Source organism: Streptomyces sp. TG1A-8, assembly GCF_030499535.1.
Classification (GTDB): Bacteria; Actinomycetota; Actinomycetes; order Streptomycetales; family Streptomycetaceae; genus Streptomyces.
In genome coordinates this window covers 574,659-589,852 of record NZ_JASTLB010000001.1, presented here as the reverse complement: position 1 = coordinate 589,852, position 15,194 = coordinate 574,659, and the positions used below count along the sequence as shown (strand labels likewise).

Genomic DNA, 15,194 nt, shown 5'->3' with positions numbered 1-15,194 from the left:
ACCCATGCGCGTCCTGTTCGCCGGCCTGCCGGAGAAGTCGCACGTCTTCACGATGGTGCCCCTGGCCTGGGCGCTGACGGCGGCCGGCCACGAGGTGCTGATGGCCAACGCGCCCTCGCTGACGGACGCCGTCACCGGCGCGGGCCTGGTCGCCGCCCCGGTGGGCAGCGACCCCGGGCTACACCAGGACATGGCGGTGGCCCGCGACTCCCAGGACGCGGACGTCGCCAACTGGAGCCGCCTCGGCTACGGCGACGTCGACTTCGACAGCCTGCTGGCCCGCTACGAGATCAGCGTCCCCTGGGGGTTCGCCCGCTACAACGACCCCCTGCTGGACGACCTGGTGACCCTCGCCCGCGACTTCCGGCCCGACCTCGTCGTACGGGACCCCATCGCCTACGCGGGCGGCATCGCGGCCCGCGCCTGCGGCGCCGCGCACGCCCGCCTGCTGTGGTGCGCCGACGTCTACGGCCAGGCACGCGGCACCTTCACCGAACTCGCCCGGGACGTGCCCGGGTCCGTCCGCCGCGACCCCCTCGCCGAATGGCTCGGCGAACGCGGGCGGCCCTACGGCGTCCACTGCGACGAAGAGCTGATCAACGGCCAGTTCACCATCGACACCCTGCCGCCGAGCCTGCGCCCGCCGAGCGCGCTGCGCGAGATGTCCATGCGGTACGTGCCCTACAACGGCCCCGCCGTCCAGTGGGACTGGCTGCGCGAGGAGCCCCGGCGCCCCCGGGTCTGCGTCACCCTCGGCCGCACCAACACCGAGGCCTACGGCGGCGACTACGTGCCCGTCGAGGAGATCCTGCGTTCGCTCGCCCGCCTCGACGTGGACCTCGTCGCCGCCCTCATGCCCGAACAGGTCGAGCGGCTCGGCGATCTGCCCGCGGGCGTCAGGGCCGTCAGCGGGGTCGCGCTGAGCACCCTGCTGCCCTCCTGCGCCGCCGTCGTCCACCACGGCGGCTGGGGCACCTTCTCCACCGCGCTCGTCAACGCCGTCCCCCAGCTGGCCCTGTCGACCCACGTCGCCGACCAGGAGCTGCGCGGCCGGTCCCTGCAGGACGCCGGGGCGGGGCTGTACCTGCACCACAGCGAGGCCGACCCGGACAGGGTCGCGGACCTGACGCGCCGCCTGCTGGAAGATCCCTCCTACACGGCCGCGGCGCGCAAGCTCCGCGAGGAGTCCGCGGCCATGCCCAGCCCGCACGACCTCGTCCCGGAACTGGAACGCCTCGTCGCCGACCTCTGATCCCGCCACCGGCCCCGCCCACGACCGCTCCACCCACCGCACCACCCGTCCGAGGAAGGAGGACGGCGCCCGCTCGGCCCGACCGGTGACGCGCCGCACCCACGATGAGTCCCACGCGTATCCTGGTGACCGGCGGTGCCGGCTTCATCGGGTCCCACTACGTCCGTACGCTGCTCGGCCCCGCCGGCCCCGACGACGTCACCGTCACCGTCCTGGACGCCTTCACCTACGCGGCCAACCCGGCCAACCTCGACGCCGTCCGGGACTCCCCGCGCTTCCGCCTCGTCGTCGGCGACATCTGCGACGCGCCCACCGTCGCACGGCTCATGGCCGAGCACGACCAGGTGGTGCACTTCGCCGCCGAGTCGCACGTCGACCGCTCCCTGGCCAGCGCCGCGGAGTTCGTCCGCACCAACGTCCTGGGCACCCAGACCCTGCTGGACGGCGCCCTCGAACACGGCGTCGGCACCTTCGTCCACGTCTCCACCGACGAGGTCTACGGCTCGATCCCGACCGGGTCGTGCTCGGAGGAGCAGCCCCTGAACCCCAACTCCCCGTACGCGGCGTCCAAGGCCTCCAGCGACCTGACGGCCCTCGCCTACCACCGCTCGCACGGCCTCGACGTGCGCATCACCCGCTGCTCCAACAACTACGGGCCGCACCAGTTCCCGGAGAAGATCATCCCGTTGTTCGTCACCCGCCTGCTGGACGGCGGGACGGTGCCCCTCTACGGCGACGGCCTCAACGTCCGCGACTGGCTGCACGTGGACGACCACGTCCGCGCCGTCGAGCTCGTCCGCACCGCGGGCCGCGCCGGGGAGGTCTACAACATCGGCGGCGGCACCGAACTGGACAACCGCCGCCTCACCGGCCTGCTGCTGGAGGCCTGCGGCGCCACCTGGGACAGCGTCGAGTACGTCACCGACCGCAAGGGCCACGACCGGCGCTACTCCGTGGACTGGCGCAAGGCGCACGTGGAGCTGGGCTACAAGCCGCAGAAGGACTTCACCGAGGGACTCGCCGAGACCGTCGCTTGGTACCGGGACAACCGGGACGTGTGGGCCCGCACCCCGGCCCACCCCGGTCCCGAGGAGGACGCACCGTGCTGACCTGGCACGTCCTCGGAACGGTGCGCATGACCCCCGGCGGTCACGACCTCACCCCGACCGCCCCCAAGGTGCGGCAGACCCTGGCCCTGCTGCTGGCACGCCGCAACACCTTCGTGCCGGTCACGGCGTTCGTCGAGGAGCTGTGGCCCGAGCGGCCGCCGCGCAGCGCGACCGGCGTCGTGCAGACCTACGCCTACCAGCTGCGCAAGACCCTGCAGGGCGACGGCCGCGGCCCGGCGGACGGCGGCCCGCTGATCACCCGCCCCCAGGGGTACCTGCTGAACGTCGAGCACGGCGAGTGCGACGCGGCGGAGTTCACGACGCTGACCACCAAGGGCCGGGCCGCCCTGGCCGCCGGCGACCACGCCACGGCCGCTGACCTGCTCGGCCGCGCGCTCGCCCTGTGGGACGGACCGCCCTTCGCCGACGTCCCGCAGGGGCCGGCCCTGCAGGGACACGCCCTGCTCCTGGAGGAACTGCACCTGCAGGCCCGCGAGCTGCGCATCGAGGCCGATCTGCGGCTCGGCCGGCACCGGCAGCTGGTCGGCGAGCTGAAGGAGCTGGCCTGCGCCCACCCGCTGCACGAGTGGTTCCAGGGCACCCTGATCATCGCCCTGCAGCGGTGCGGCCGGCGCAGCGAGGCGCTCCAGGTCTACCAGCGGCTCCGGGAGAGGCTGCGCGACGAACTCGGCCTCGACCCCTCGCCCGGCCTGCAGCGCATCCGCCAGCACGTGCTGACCGACCAGATCAGCCTCGCCGACCTGGGACTGCTGCCGCGCTGACGGCCGCGCCCCGCTCCGCCGCCCCCCACAGGTCGCGCACCATGTCCCGGGGCGTGCGGAGCGGGGTCCAGCCGAGCACCTGCCGGGCGGCCGAGACGTCCACCCCCATCCAGTGGGTGTCGGTCACCGGACGCACCCCCGTGCCGGCCCGCTCCACCAGCCGCGCCCGCCGGCCGCTGACCGAGATCAGCAGATCGACCATGTCCCGCACGTGCTGCGAGGTGCCGCTCGCGATGTTCAGCACCCGCCCGGCCGCCTCCGGCGCCCGCGTCGCCGCGACCACGGCCCGGGCCACGTCCTTGGCGTCGACGAAGTCACGGCTGCTGCGCAGCGGCGAGACCCGCACCTGCGCGACCTCCTCGGCGGACGCGGCGAGCAGCTGACCGGCCACCTGGCCCAGCAGGCTGGCCGACGGCGTACCGGCGCCGATGACGTTCGACAGCCGCAGGACGACCGCGTCCGCCTCTCCCGCCCGGGCGGCGCCCAGCACCGCCCGCGTGCTCACCAGCTTGGACCGCCCGTAGTCCGTGGTCGGCTCCGTCGGCGAGGCCTCGGTGAGCCACACGCCCGAGGGCTGCGGCGCGTACTCGTGGACCGATCCGAGGTGCACCAGCCGGGCCCGGGACCCGGCCGCGGCGAGCGCGGCCAGCAGCCGGTCCACCAGTAGCTGGTTGCTCAGGCGCATGGCGTCGGCCGACGAGGACCACACCTCGCCGGCCGCGTTGACGACCACCGTGGGCCGCTGTGCGACGAGCAGGTCGGTCAGCGCGTCCAGGCCGCCGTGCACGAGGTCCAGGGCGAAGAACCGCCAGGAGGCCGGTGTCTTCAGGGGACTGCGGGCCACGGCGACGACCTCGTGACCGGCGGCCTCCAGGGCGGCGCCCACGTGCCGGCCGACGAAACCGGTCGCCCCGAGAACCATCGCCCGGCCGCAGGCTCCGCCCGGCAGCTCCCGCGCACCGACGTCCCTCATGCCTCTCTCCTCCCGGACGCACGCGCGGCGCACCCGTCCGAATTGCCCGGCCCGCCGTGCGGGCAGGCGTCCACTGTGACAGCCGGTGTTCCAGGATCGGTCCAGGCCCGTCCGACCGGACCGGCCCGCGAGCGGCGCCGGAGCGGGCCTGTACCCGTCCTGGACCGGGCCTCGACCGCAGCCGTGGGCGGCCTCGAAGTACGGGTCCTAGGGTGGGGCCACCATGAAGGTTCGAGAGACGGCGGTGCCGGACGCGTACCACATCACCCCACACAAGATCCGTGACGTGCGGGGCTGCTTCTACGAGGCGTTCCGCGGCGACCGGCTGGCCGAGGAGATCGGCAGGCCCGTGCCCGTCGCCCAGGTCAACTACTCGGTGTCCCGCAGGCACACCCTGCGCGGCCTGCACGGCACGCTGCTGCCCCCGGGCCAGGCCAAGGTGGTGTCCGTCGTGCGCGGAGCGGTCCTCGACATCGTCGTCGACCTGCGCGTCGGCTCGCCGACCTGGGGCGTGCACGAGGTGAACTGGCTGGACGGCGAGTCCGGGGAGGTCCTGTTCGTCTCCGAGGGGCTCGTCCACGGCTTCCTGGCCCTGACCGACGACACCTGCGTGTCGTACCTGTGCTCCACCGAGTTCGTGCCCGGCACGCAGGTGGACATCAACCCCTTCGACGCCGATCTCGACCTGCCCTGGGGGCTGGCGGACGCGCCCCTGATGTCGGACAAGGACTCCTCGGCCATCTCCGTCGCCGAGGCCCGGCGGACCGGGCTGCTGGCCCGCTACGAGGACTGCCTGGCCCACTACGCGGCACTGCGCGCGTCCCGCTGAAGCCCCGGGGGGCCACCGCCGCACGCCGGCCGGCACCCGCCCGGCCGGCACCGCCACCCTGAGGAGAGCCGATGCCGTCCGGCACCGCCGAACCCACCCGACACTTCGCCCTGCTGCTCTTCGCCGACTTCGGCCACATCGGCCCCACCCTGGGCGTCACCCGCGAACTGCGCGCCCGCGGCCACCGCGTCACCTACGTCGTCGACGAACGGTTCGCCGCCACCGTCGAGGAGGCCGGCGCCCGCGCCGTCACCTACACCTCGGCGCGCGGCGCGTTCTACCGCGCGGCGGACCCCACACCGGAGCAGCTCGCCCGCGACGGCTACGAGCTGCTGCTCGACACCGTGCGCACCGTCTTCCCGGTGGCCCGGGCCGCCTTCGCGCAGGACCCGCCGGACGTGGTCCTCTACGACTTCGAGACGGTCGCCCCCGCCCGCGTCCTGGCCCGGCGGCTGGACGCGGTCTCCGTCCAGGTCAGCCCGAGCCACGCGGCCAACGAGACGTTCTCGCTGCGCGCGCAGATGTGGGACCCCGGCCACCCGCTGATGATCGCCGGCGCCGAGGCGCTGATCGGGTTCATGGGCGAGCACGGCATCGGCCTGGAGGAGATGGGCCGCTACGGCGCCCAGTGGGACGACCGCAACCTGGTGTTCCTGCCGCGCGCCTTCCAGATCGGGGGCGACGGCTTCGACGACCGGTTCGCCTTCGTGGGGCCGACGTTCGCCGAGCCGGCCCCCGGCACCTGGACGCCCCCGTCCGACGGCCGGCGCGTCGCCCTGGTCTCCCTGGGAACCGAGTCCACGGACCGCGGCGACTTCTTCCGCATGTGCGCCGAGGCGTTCGCGCCGGACCGGTGGCACGTCGTGATGACCCTCGGCCGGGGCAGCGACCCGGCCGCGCTGGGCCCGCTGCCCGCCCACGTCGAGGCCCACCCCTGGCTGCCGCATCCGGCCGTGCTGCCGCACGCGGACGTCTTCGTCTGCCACGCGGGCATGGGCAGCCTCATGGAGGCCTTCGCCTACGGAACCCCCGTCGTCGCCCTGCCCCGCGCGCACGAACTCGCCCTGAGCGCGAACCGCCTCCAGGAGTGCGGGGTGGGACGCTGCCTGTCCCGGCGGGGGCTGACCGCGCAGCGGCTGAGGCGGACCGTGACGGACCTGCTGGCGGACCCCGCCGGACCGGCCGCGCGCGCCGGGATGCGGGACGCCGTGCGCGCCGCGGGCGGGGCCGTGCGCGCCGCCGACCTGCTGGAGACCTGGGCCGGGCTGCGATCCGCGGCACCCGCCGCGGCCGGCTGACCCGGAGCGCCCGCCGGGGCACGAGCGGTCCCCTCCGGTCGCGGCCGGGGGGACCGGAGGGGACCCGCACGCGTCCCGGGTGGGTCCCGCCGGCCGGGGCCGGCGGGGCGGGGCGGGCGGGGTCAGTGGGGGAGCGTCACGTACTCGCTGATCGTGCTGATGCTGTGGTCGATCATCTCGTCCGTCAGACCGGGGTAGACACCGATCCAGAACGTGCGCTCGGTGGTGATGTCGCTGTTGGCCAGCGTGCCGCTCACCCGGAACTGGCGGTCCTCGTAGGCCGGGTGGCGGGTGAGGTTGCCGGCGAAGAAGCGGCGGGTGGCGACCTTGCTGGACTCCAGGTGGTCGATGAGCGCGCCCGGCTCGAACGGCGCGTCGGGCCGCACCGTGATGGCGAACCCGAACCAGCTCGGATCGCTGCCCGGGGTGGCCTCCGGCAGCACCAGGTGCGGCAGCCCGTCCAGGTTCTCGCGCAGCCGCGTCCAGTTGTGGCGCCGCGCCGCGCCGAACTCGTCGATGCGGCCGAGCTGCTGCAGTCCCAGGGCGGCGGAGACGTCGGTCGACTTCAGGTTGTACCCGACGTGCGAGAAGATGTACTTGTGGTCGTAGCCCTGGGGCAGGGAGCCCATCTGGTGCTCGAACCGCTTGAAGCACCGGTTGTCCTCGCCGGGCTCGCACCAGCAGTCGCGGCCCCAGTCCCGCATGGACTCCACGATCCTGGCCAGGATCATGTTGTCGGTCAGCACGCAGCCGCCCTCGCCCATGGTGATGTGGTGGGCCGGGTAGAAGCTCTCGGTGGCCAGGTCCCCGAAGGTGCCGGTCAACTGCCCCCGGTAGGTGCTGCCCAGCGCGTCGCAGTTGTCCTCGATGAGGAACAGGCCCTGGTCCTGCGCGAGTTCGGCGATCTCCGCGACCTGGAACGGATTGCCCAGGGCGTGCGCCATCATGATGGCCCGGGTGTTCGGTCCGATCGCCCGCTCGACGCTCTCCAGCGAGACGTTGTAGGTGCCCAGTTCGATGTCGGCGAAGACCGGCACGAGACCGTTCTGCAGGATGGGGTTGACCGTCGTGGGGAAGCCGGCCGCGGCGGTGATCACCTCGTCGCCCGGCACCAGCCGGTCGTCGCCCAGCTGCGGTGAGGTCAGGGAGCTGAGCGCCAGGAGGTTGGCGGACGAGCCGGAGTTCGTCAGGTGCGCCTTGCGCAGGCCGAAGTACTTGGCCAGCGCCCGCTCCAGCCTGCGCGAGCTGACGCCCGCGGCGATCCGCATGTCCAGGGCCGCCTCCACCAGGGCCACCCGGTCGTCCTCCGTGAGCACGGCACCGGAGGCCAGGACCGGCGTGACGCCCGGAACGAACCCGGAGGAGGCGTTGTTGCGGTGGTACTCGCGGACCAGGTCGAGGATCTCGGTCTTGTCGTTCCCCATCGGCTGACGGCCTCCTGTGTGTGCCAGTGGGGGGCGAGCCGTACCTCAGGCCCGCGGCCGAAGCGTCCCCACGCCCGAATCGATCGATCGGGGACTCCAGCCCAGCACGCGGGACGGGCCGCGGGCCAGCGCGGGCGGGCAAGACTAGGGATCCACCAAAAAGCCCCCGCGGCGGCCCGGCGCACACCGCGCGGCTTCCCCGCGGGCGGCCGCGGCCACGCCCGTACGTCTAGGGATTTCCTCGACGCGGGCGGGAGAGGCTGGGGCGTCCGGCCCGCCCGACCACGTCTGCCCAGTGAGGCTGCATGACTTCCGGCCCCGCGGTACGAAAGACCGCCCGCACCGTCACCCTGCGCACCGGCCGGCCGACCGGCGAGCGCATCCGGCTGAGCGTGTACGACCTGGTGAACGGCACCTTCGCCACCGCCCGCACCTTCTACTACCGGCGTACCCTGGACGCCGACGCCCTGCGGGACTCCCTGCGCCGCGCCCTGGAGCGGTACCCGATGCTCACCGGTCGGCTGGAGCGCGACGACGACGGCGGCCTCAGCGTGCTGTGCAACGACGCCGGAGCGGCGTTCAGCGTCCACCACTCCGACCGGCCCATGCCGCAGTACGGCCCCGGGCGGCGGGCCGGGAACGACCTGCGCCGCTACGTCCACACCGTCAACCCCTTCCGGGTCGTCGGCCACGACATCCCCCTGCTCACCGTCAAGGTCACCCACACCCGGGGCGGCGGCTCGGTCCTCGGCGTCTGCATCAACCACAGCGTCGTCGACGGCGCGGGCTTCCTGGACTTCCTGCTCCACTGGTCCCGCACCCACCGCGGACTCGCGCACCGCGCCGCGCCCTACGCGCGCCGGCTGCTGGAGGGCCCGGCTCCCGACGCGACCCCCGACGCGGCGCCGGCCACCGGGCCCGACGACCCGCAGTACACCGTCGTCACCGGCCGGCAGAAGTGGGGCTTCCTCTGGCGGGTCAACGCGGGCGCCCACCGCATGCGCACCCTGACGGTGCGCCTGGACGCTCAGGAGGTCCTGGCGCTGAAGGAGGCGGCGGGCGGGGGAGCGGCCGACGGCTCCGCGCCGGTGTCCAGCGGGGACGCGCTCGGCGCGCACGTGTGGCGGGTCCTGGCCGCCCTGCGCGACCGGACGCCGGAGAGCACCGAGCGCCTCGGCATGGTCGTCAGCCTGCGCCCCGCCCTGAAGGACCGGCTGCCGGACGGTTACTCGGGCAACGCCGTCTCCAACATCACCGCGGCCCTGCCCGCGCACGCCCTGCGCGCGCAACCGCTCGCGCACACCGCGGCGGCCGTGCGGGACGCCCGCCACCGCGTCACCGCGGAACGCGTGCGCGACGAGATGGCCTTCCTACAGGCCCAGCACCGTGCGGGGCGCATCAAGCGGGTCTTCAGCCGGATGTCCCTCGACGCCTTCGAGGGCACCGTCGCGCTGAACAACGTCAGCCGGCTGCCCGTCTACGACGTCGAGTTCGGCGCCGGCCGGCCGTTCTGGTACGAGTACCCGGCCAGCCCCATCCCCTGGACGGTCCTCATCACTCCGACACCCGAGGACGGCCACAGCCGGGACGTCCACCTCAGCGTTCCGCGCGAGGCGGCCGAGGCGCTGGACGATCCCCGCTGGGCCGGACGGCTGCGGGTGCCGGAGTGAGGTGCGGCGTGCCCGCCGGACCTACTGCCCGGCGGCCTTGCGCAGGGCGTCGACGCGGTCGGTGCGCTCCCAGGTGAAGTCGGGCAGCTCACGGCCGAAGTGACCGTAGGCCGCGGTCTGCGCGTAGATCGGGCGCAGCAGGTCCAGGTCACGGATGATCGCGGCCGGACGCAGGTCGAAGACCTCCTCGATCGCCTTCTCGATCCTGTCCGGCTCCACCGTGTGGGTACCGAAGGTCTCCACGAACAGACCCACCGGCTCGGCCTTGCCGATGGCGTAGGCCACCTGGACCTCGCAGCGCGCCGCCAGCCCCGCCGCCACCACGTTCTTGGCCACCCACCGCATCGCGTACGCCGCCGAACGGTCCACCTTGGAGGGGTCCTTGCCCGAGAACGCACCACCACCGTGCCGGGCGAACCCCCCGTAGGTGTCAATGATGATCTTCCGGCCGGTCAGCCCCGCGTCCCCCATCGGACCACCGATCTCGAACCGCCCGGTGGGATTCACCAGCAGCCGGTAGCCCTCCGTGTCCAGCTTGATGCCCTCCTCCAGCAGCGCCCGCAGCTCCGCCTCCACCACGAACTCACGGATGTCCGGCGCCAGCAGCGACTCCAGGTCGATGTCACTGGCGTGCTGCGAGGAGACCACCACCGTGTCCAGCCGCACGGCCTTGTCACCGTCGTACTCGATGGTCACCTGCGTCTTGCCGTCCGGACGCAGGTAGGGGATCGTGCCGTTCTTGCGGACCTCCGACAGCCGCCGCGACAGACGGTGCGCCAGGAAGATCGGCAGCGGCATCAGCGTCGGCGTCTCGTCCGAGGCGTACCCGAACATCAGACCCTGGTCACCCGCACCCTGCCGGTCCAGCTCGTCCTCGTCGCCCTCCACCCGCGCCTCGTAGGCCGCGTCCACCCCCTGCGCGATGTCCGGGGACTGCGCACCGATGGACACCGACACCCCGCAGGAGGCACCGTCGAAGCCCTTCTTGGAGGAGTCGTAGCCGATCTCCAGGATCTTGCCGCGGACCAGCGTCGGGATGTCCGCGTAGGCCTTGGTCGTGACCTCACCGGCCACGTGCACCAGACCGGTGGTGATCAACGTCTCGACGGCGACCCGGGAAGCCGGGTCCTCGCGCAGGAGCGCATCGAGGATGGTGTCGCTGATCTGGTCAGCGATCTTGTCGGGGTGACCCTCGGTCACGGACTCCGAGGTGAACAGACGACGGGACACAACGCTCCCTGGGGTTGCGGTGGTAGTGGCGATCGGACGGTCAACTGGTCTGCAGCGCCAGCAAAGCGGCACCCGAGGAGACCAGGACGAGGACGAGCGGCGCTAGCGATCCCCTCGTGTCACCGGAACGCAGGTGCACGATCACGGCGCCGACGAAGTACAGCAGCGCCCCGGCACCGGCCGCCACGCCCAGCGGGCGGTAGGCGAAACCGGCGAGCAGCCCCAGCGCGCCGGCGATCTCCACCGCGGCCAGACGGGGCAGCCAGCTCTCGGGCACTCCCAGCGCTGTCAGCCGCGTGACCATGGAGCGGGCGCGCATCAGCATGGCCACCGCCGAGCCGGCGAGTACGGCGCTGAGGGCGAGCGTGAGGGCGACGTAGTTGGGCGGCACGGGTCTCCAGTCGCGGTGGGCCGGTGCCGGCCCGGTGGGTACGGGCCTCCCATGCTGGTGGGATCCGTCCCAGCAGATCCCTAGACATCGCACCGCCGCGCACGGCGCGGCGGGGGCGTTCTCCCGCCGCACGCCCGCCTTCACGACCCGGCCGGGGCTGTGCAGATACCGGGGGTACGTTCGAGTGGGCCTTATGCACGCGCTTTCCGAGTGGCATAGTCGAAGCGTGTTGCCGATTGATCACGTCGGCGTCGTCTTCTTCTGCGTGGACGGCGTTCTGGTCCGGAGGGCCGATCTGTCCCTCCTGCTCGAGTACCGCCTCGGCCTGCGTTCGGGCCCCGGCGCGGTGACCGGTGCCGCGGACGGGTGCATCGACGCGGGGCGGTGGGCCGGGATCCCCGAAAGCGCGGTGCGCGCCGAACTGGACGGCATCGATCCGGTGCCGGGCGTCGAGGAGACCGCCCTGTGGTGCCACCGCAGCGGACTGCTGCCGGTCATCGCCACCTCGGCCTGGGCCCCGGTCGGCGCCTACCTGGCCGACCGCTTCGGCTTCCACTCCTACACCGGCAGGGCACTGGAGGCGGACACCGGCGTCTTCACCGGCCGCGGGGCCGGCCCGATGGACCCGGCGTGCCTGCGCGACGCCGCCGTGCGGCGGGCCGACGACCTCGGCGTGGCGCCGCAGGACTGCGCGGCGGTCGGAGCCCTCCCCGGCGCCGGCCCGCTGCTGGAGACCGTGGGCCTCGGCGTCGCGTTCAACGCGCCGCCGGACCTGCGGGCCCGGGCGGACATGTCGGTGGCCGACGAGGACCTGCGCGCCGTGATACCGGCCCTGGAACGCCTGTGCCCGCCGCGCTGACCCGTCCGGACCACGCACTGCCGCACGCCGGCGGCGTCCGCGCGGGGTCCTTCGCCGGACCGGGCCGGACCCCGCGGGCCCGGCGGGGCCCGGACGGGGGTCTCAGACGGCCTTCTGCGAGGCGGCCGCCTCGGGCCGCAGGTCGTCCAGCGTCATGGGGCGGGCCGGAGCGTCCGCCAGGACGACACGGGAGGTGGTGTTCAGCTCCCGGTCGACGTGGACCAGCTCACCCGGTTCCAAAAGGCGCCAGTGCGGGTCCTCGTCCATGGGCTCGCTGGCCACGATGACGGACGCGCGGTCCGCCAGGCCGGCCGCGTGGACGCGCAGGTGGCCGTGACGGCCGCTGTGGTCGAGGTGCCGCGCCCCGTGGCGGCCGCCCGCGGGCCGCTGCAGGACGTACAGCTCGTGGGTGGCGGGGTAGCGCAGCGCCCACAGTTCGCCGGCGGTGACGAGGACGACGTTGAGGGCGTACACGGGCAGGTGCGCGGCGACCCAGCGGGCCGCGGCCGCGATCCCGGCGGACACGTCACCGCCGTGCGCCGCCGTCTCCCGGGTCACCAGGGCGAAGAAGCGCTCGGAGTCGGTGTCGCCGCGCACCAGCGACAGGTCCTCGCCCAGGTGGCGCTCCAGCTCGTCGAGGCCCTCGATCACCCCGTTGTGGGCGAACAACCGGCCCTGCTGCTCGAAAGGATGGGTGTTGCGCACGTCGAGGCCTCCGGTGGAGGCGTAACGGATGTGGGCGAGGAACGTGGCGGACAGCACCTGCCGGGCCTCCCGCGCGAAGTCCCGGTCCTCGAACGCGGCGATCGGCGCCTTGTGCACCTCCGGGGTGCCGTCGGCGGTGAAGTACCCCAGCCCGGTGCCGTCGGGCTCGCGGCGGCTCTGCGCGCTGAGGCTGTCGGGCGCGTCCAGCAGCCAGAACGTGGCGTGCGTACGCGCGGGGGAACTGATCAGCCCGAACAGACGGCACATGGCATCCTCACTTCGTCCGGCCACCCGGCGCCCGCGGACGCCGTCCTCCATCGGCCGGCTTGTCGGTCTGCCCGAGGAAGAACCAGTGCCACCAGCTCGCGGCGAACGCCGCGGCGCAGCGGCGCAGCGCCTCCCCGATCGGCACGGCGTCCAGCACGCTGACGGCGGACACGGCCTCCGGGTGGTCCAGGGCCAGGCGGGTGGCGACGTAGGCGCCCCGGTCGTGGCCGACGACGGCGAAGCGCTCGAACCCGAGGCGGCGCATCACCGCCAGGCAGTCGCCGGCCATCGCGCGCTTGGCGTACGGACGGTGCTCCGGGTCGGTCGGGGGCTTGTCGGACCCGCCGTAACCCCGCAGGTCGGGGCAGACCACCGTGTGGCCGGCGGCGACCAGCAGCGGGGCGGCGCGGTGCCAGGTCGCGTACGTGCGCGGATGCCCGTGCAGGAGCAGCACGGCGGGGCCCCGGCCGCCGTGGCGCACCCGCAGCCGGACCCCGTCGCCCTCGCACCGCGTCAGCTCGAAGCCGTCGAACACGTGGTCTCCTGTCCCTCGGACGTCGCCACTCGCCTGCCCTGCGGCGCTCCGTCCACACGGGCACCGCCGGACACGGTCGCGGCGGCGCGGATCAGGAGTCGCGTTCGTCCTTGATCCTGCGGAGCTTGCCGAGGGAGCGCTCCAGGGTCTCCGGTTCCACGATCTCCACCTCCACGCTCACGCCGACGCCGTCCTTCACCCCCTGGGCGATGGCCCGCGCCGCGGCGTCGCGCTGCTCCGGCCCGGCACCGGCCCGGGCCTCCACGCGGACGGTCATGTGGTCCATCCTGCCCCGCCTGCTGAGCCGGATCTGGAAGTGCGGGGCGACGGCGGGGGTGCGCAGCACGATCTCCTCTACCTGCGTGGGGAACACGTTCACCCCGCGCAGGATGATCATGTCGTCGCAGCGGCCGGTGATCTTCTCGATGCGGCGGAACCCGGGCCGGGCGGTGCCCGGCAGCAACCGGGTCAGGTCCCGGGTGCGGTAGCGGACGACGGGCAGCGCTTCCTTGGTGAGGGACGTGAGGACCAGTTCACCGTTCCCGCCGTCGGCCAGGACCTCGTCGGTGATCGGGTCGACCACCTCGGGGAGGAAGTGGTCCTCCCACACGTGCAGTCCGTCCTTGGTGTCCACGCACTCCTGCGCGACGCCCGGCCCCATCACCTCGGAGAGTCCGTAGATGTCGACCGCGTGGAGGTCCATGCGCTCCTCGATCTCGCGGCGCATCTCCTCGGTCCACGGCTCGGCGCCGAAGACGCCGACCTTCAGTGAGGACGAGCGGGGATCGACGCCCTGCCGTTCGAACTCGTCCAGCAGGGTGAGCATGTAGGACGGCGTGACCATGATGATGTCCGGCTCGAAGTCCTGGATGATCTGCACCTGGCGCGCGGTCATGCCGCCCGAGGCGGGGATCACCGTGCACCCGGCCCGCTCGGCGCCGTAGTGGGCGCCGAGCCCGCCGGTGAACAGGCCGTAGCCGTAGCTGATGTGGACCTTGTGGCCCGGGCGGCCGCCGGCGGCCCGGATCGAGCGGGCGACGAGGTCCGCCCACGTCGCCAGGTCCCGCTCGGTGTAGCCGACCACCGTCGGGCGCCCGGTCGTACCGCTGGAGGCGTGGATGCGCCGCACGTCGGACGTGGGGACGGCGAACATGCCGAAGGGGTAGGTGTCGCGCAGGTCGGCCTTGGTGGTGAAGGGGAACCGGGCCAGGTCCGCCAGCGAGCGGCAGTCGTCGGGAGCCACCCCGGCCGCGTCGAACTTCCGGCGGTACAGCTCGACGTTGTCGTAGGCGTGCCGCAGCGTCCACCGCAGGCGGCGCAGCTGCAGGTCCCGCACCTCCTCCCGCGGCATCCGCTCGGCGTCGTCCAGCAGATGCGCCGGAACGGGTTCACCGCGGCGGGCCGGGGCGTGAGCCGGCGGTTTCGGTTCGCTGGTCATTGCGGCTCCTCGGGTTCCGTGCTCCGGATGCTGCGGCTGCGGCCGCGGAACTCGGCTATCACCGCGTCCCCGCGCGCCACGCGCACGTCGTAGATGCCGCTGCGGCCGAAGCGGGTGACCTCCCGGGCGGTGGCCACCAGGACGTCCCCCTCGTGCGCCGGGGCGACGAAGCTGATCTCCGCCCCGGAGGCCACGGTCACGGCGCCGTGGCTGTTGCAGGCGCAGGCGAAGGCGGTGTCGGCGAACAGGAAGACGTACCCGCCGTGTGCGATCCCGTGGCCGTTGACCATGGACGCGGTGACGGTCATGCGGAGCACGGCGGTCCCCTCGCCCAGCTCCAGCGGTTCGATGCCGAGCAGCTGCGAGGCCCGGTCCGCGGCGAACATGCGCGCGGCGGGTCCCGGAACCGGTCGCCTGGTTTCCGTCACGATT

General features: G+C 73.4%; 14 protein-coding genes and 1 pseudogene. 7 read left to right on the top strand and 8 right to left on the bottom strand.

All coding sequences use genetic code 11. The annotated features are described in order from the left end of the window. Window positions 1-4: 4 nt before the first annotated feature. The 3 genes from QQY24_RS02705 to QQY24_RS02695 all read left to right on the top strand — a co-directional run bounded on the left by QQY24_RS02705 (window position 5) and on the right by QQY24_RS02695 (window position 3,143). The gene (locus QQY24_RS02705; RefSeq protein WP_301971042.1) at window positions 5-1,252 is read left to right on the top strand and encodes an activator-dependent family glycosyltransferase; all 1,248 of its coding nucleotides are present in this window, start codon (window positions 5-7) and stop codon (window positions 1,250-1,252) included. A gap of 104 nt (window positions 1,253-1,356) precedes the next feature. Then, window positions 1,357-2,361, top strand: a complete 1,005-nt coding sequence (gene rfbB, locus QQY24_RS02700) for a dTDP-glucose 4,6-dehydratase (RefSeq protein ID WP_301971041.1) — start codon at window positions 1,357-1,359, stop codon at window positions 2,359-2,361. Beyond that, on the top strand, window positions 2,355-3,143 hold the full coding sequence (locus QQY24_RS02695) for an AfsR/SARP family transcriptional regulator (RefSeq protein ID WP_301971040.1): 789 nt from the start codon (window positions 2,355-2,357) through the stop codon (window positions 3,141-3,143). The genes rfbB and QQY24_RS02695 overlap by 7 nt, the downstream gene beginning before the upstream one ends. On the opposite strand, the gene QQY24_RS02690 is transcribed toward QQY24_RS02695, so the two are convergent. Further along, window positions 3,109-4,116 carry an NAD(P)-dependent oxidoreductase gene (locus QQY24_RS02690; RefSeq protein ID WP_301971039.1) on the bottom strand — a complete coding sequence of 336 codons (1,008 nt, stop codon included), beginning with the start codon at window positions 4,114-4,116 and terminating at the stop codon, window positions 3,109-3,111. The two genes, QQY24_RS02695 and QQY24_RS02690, sit on opposite strands and share 35 nt — an antisense overlap. A 223-nt stretch (window positions 4,117-4,339) precedes the next feature. On the opposite strand from QQY24_RS02690, the gene QQY24_RS02685 reads away from it, so the two are divergent. Beyond that, the gene (locus QQY24_RS02685) at window positions 4,340-4,945 is read left to right on the top strand and encodes a dTDP-4-dehydrorhamnose 3,5-epimerase family protein (RefSeq protein WP_301971038.1); all 606 of its coding nucleotides are present in this window, start codon (window positions 4,340-4,342) and stop codon (window positions 4,943-4,945) included. Window positions 4,946-5,016: 71 nt separating this feature from the next. Then, window positions 5,017-6,243: a macrolide family glycosyltransferase gene (locus QQY24_RS02680; RefSeq protein ID WP_301971037.1), complete on the top strand. Its 1,227-nt coding sequence runs from the start codon at window positions 5,017-5,019 to the stop codon at window positions 6,241-6,243. 122 nt (window positions 6,244-6,365) lie between these two features. Here the strand turns inward: QQY24_RS02680 and rfbH are convergent, their stop codons facing one another. Beyond that, a complete protein-coding gene (gene rfbH, locus QQY24_RS02675) occupies window positions 6,366-7,667 on the bottom strand; it encodes a lipopolysaccharide biosynthesis protein RfbH (RefSeq protein ID WP_301971036.1) in 1,302 nt (433 codons plus the stop codon). Window positions 7,668-7,972: 305 nt separating this feature from the next. On the opposite strand from rfbH, the gene QQY24_RS02670 reads away from it, so the two are divergent. Next, entirely contained in the window at window positions 7,973-9,337 is a 1,365-nt protein-coding gene (locus QQY24_RS02670) for an acyltransferase (protein WP_301971035.1), read from the top strand. A 21-nt stretch (window positions 9,338-9,358) separates the two neighbouring features. Here the strand turns inward: QQY24_RS02670 and metK are convergent, their stop codons facing one another. Both metK and QQY24_RS02660 read right to left on the bottom strand, forming a co-directional pair. After that, window positions 9,359-10,567, bottom strand: a complete 1,209-nt coding sequence (gene metK / locus QQY24_RS02665; RefSeq protein WP_301971034.1) for a methionine adenosyltransferase — start codon at window positions 10,565-10,567, stop codon at window positions 9,359-9,361. A gap of 40 nt (window positions 10,568-10,607) precedes the next feature. Next, a complete protein-coding gene (locus QQY24_RS02660) occupies window positions 10,608-10,958 on the bottom strand; it encodes a DoxX family protein (protein ID WP_301971033.1) in 351 nt (116 codons plus the stop codon). Between the two features lie 226 nt (window positions 10,959-11,184). Here QQY24_RS02660 and QQY24_RS02655 point away from each other — a divergent pair, with 226 nt between their 5' ends. Next, on the top strand, window positions 11,185-11,817 hold the full coding sequence (locus QQY24_RS02655) for an HAD family phosphatase (protein ID WP_301971032.1): 633 nt from the start codon (window positions 11,185-11,187) through the stop codon (window positions 11,815-11,817). A gap of 102 nt (window positions 11,818-11,919) precedes the next feature. Here QQY24_RS02655 and QQY24_RS02650 read toward each other — a convergent pair whose 3' ends face one another. The 4 genes and pseudogenes from QQY24_RS02650 to paaI all read right to left on the bottom strand — a co-directional run bounded on the left by QQY24_RS02650 (window position 11,920) and on the right by paaI (window position 15,148). Further along, a complete protein-coding gene (locus QQY24_RS02650) occupies window positions 11,920-12,789 on the bottom strand; it encodes a class II glutamine amidotransferase (RefSeq protein ID WP_301971031.1) in 870 nt (289 codons plus the stop codon). 49 nt (window positions 12,790-12,838) lie between these two features. Continuing rightward, window positions 12,839-13,324 (bottom strand): annotated as a pseudogene (locus QQY24_RS02645) (alpha/beta fold hydrolase); the annotation flags it as partial. 91 nt (window positions 13,325-13,415) lie between these two features. Next, window positions 13,416-14,762 (bottom strand): phenylacetate--CoA ligase PaaK, encoded by a 1,347-nt coding sequence (paaK, locus tag QQY24_RS02640; RefSeq protein ID WP_301971030.1) that lies wholly within the window; start codon window positions 14,760-14,762, stop codon window positions 13,416-13,418. Continuing rightward, window positions 14,759-15,148: a hydroxyphenylacetyl-CoA thioesterase PaaI gene (paaI, locus tag QQY24_RS02635; protein ID WP_301976118.1), complete on the bottom strand. Its 390-nt coding sequence runs from the start codon at window positions 15,146-15,148 to the stop codon at window positions 14,759-14,761. The genes paaK and paaI overlap by 4 nt, the downstream gene beginning before the upstream one ends. Between the last annotated feature and the right edge of the window lie 46 nt (window positions 15,149-15,194).

Excerpts from the sequence above, each read along its gene's own strand:
- QQY24_RS02705 (WP_301971042.1), top strand. The coding sequence starts at position 5 with ATGCGCGTCCTGTTCGCCGGCCTGCCGGAGAAGTCGCACGTCTTCACG.
- rfbB (WP_301971041.1), top strand. The coding sequence starts at position 1,357 with ATGAGTCCCACGCGTATCCTGGTGACCGGCGGTGCCGGCTTCATCGGG.
- QQY24_RS02690 (WP_301971039.1), bottom strand. The coding sequence starts at position 4,116 with ATGAGGGACGTCGGTGCGCGGGAGCTGCCGGGCGGAGCCTGCGGCCGG.
- QQY24_RS02685 (WP_301971038.1), top strand. The coding sequence starts at position 4,340 with ATGAAGGTTCGAGAGACGGCGGTGCCGGACGCGTACCACATCACCCCA.
- QQY24_RS02680 (WP_301971037.1), top strand. The coding sequence starts at position 5,017 with ATGCCGTCCGGCACCGCCGAACCCACCCGACACTTCGCCCTGCTGCTC.
- rfbH (WP_301971036.1), bottom strand. The coding sequence starts at position 7,667 with ATGGGGAACGACAAGACCGAGATCCTCGACCTGGTCCGCGAGTACCAC.
- QQY24_RS02670 (WP_301971035.1), top strand. The coding sequence starts at position 7,973 with ATGACTTCCGGCCCCGCGGTACGAAAGACCGCCCGCACCGTCACCCTG.
- QQY24_RS02650 (WP_301971031.1), bottom strand. The coding sequence starts at position 12,789 with ATGTGCCGTCTGTTCGGGCTGATCAGTTCCCCCGCGCGTACGCACGCC.
- paaK (WP_301971030.1), bottom strand. The coding sequence starts at position 14,762 with ATGACCAGCGAACCGAAACCGCCGGCTCACGCCCCGGCCCGCCGCGGT.
- paaI (WP_301976118.1), bottom strand. The coding sequence starts at position 15,148 with ATGTTCGCCGCGGACCGGGCCTCGCAGCTGCTCGGCATCGAACCGCTG.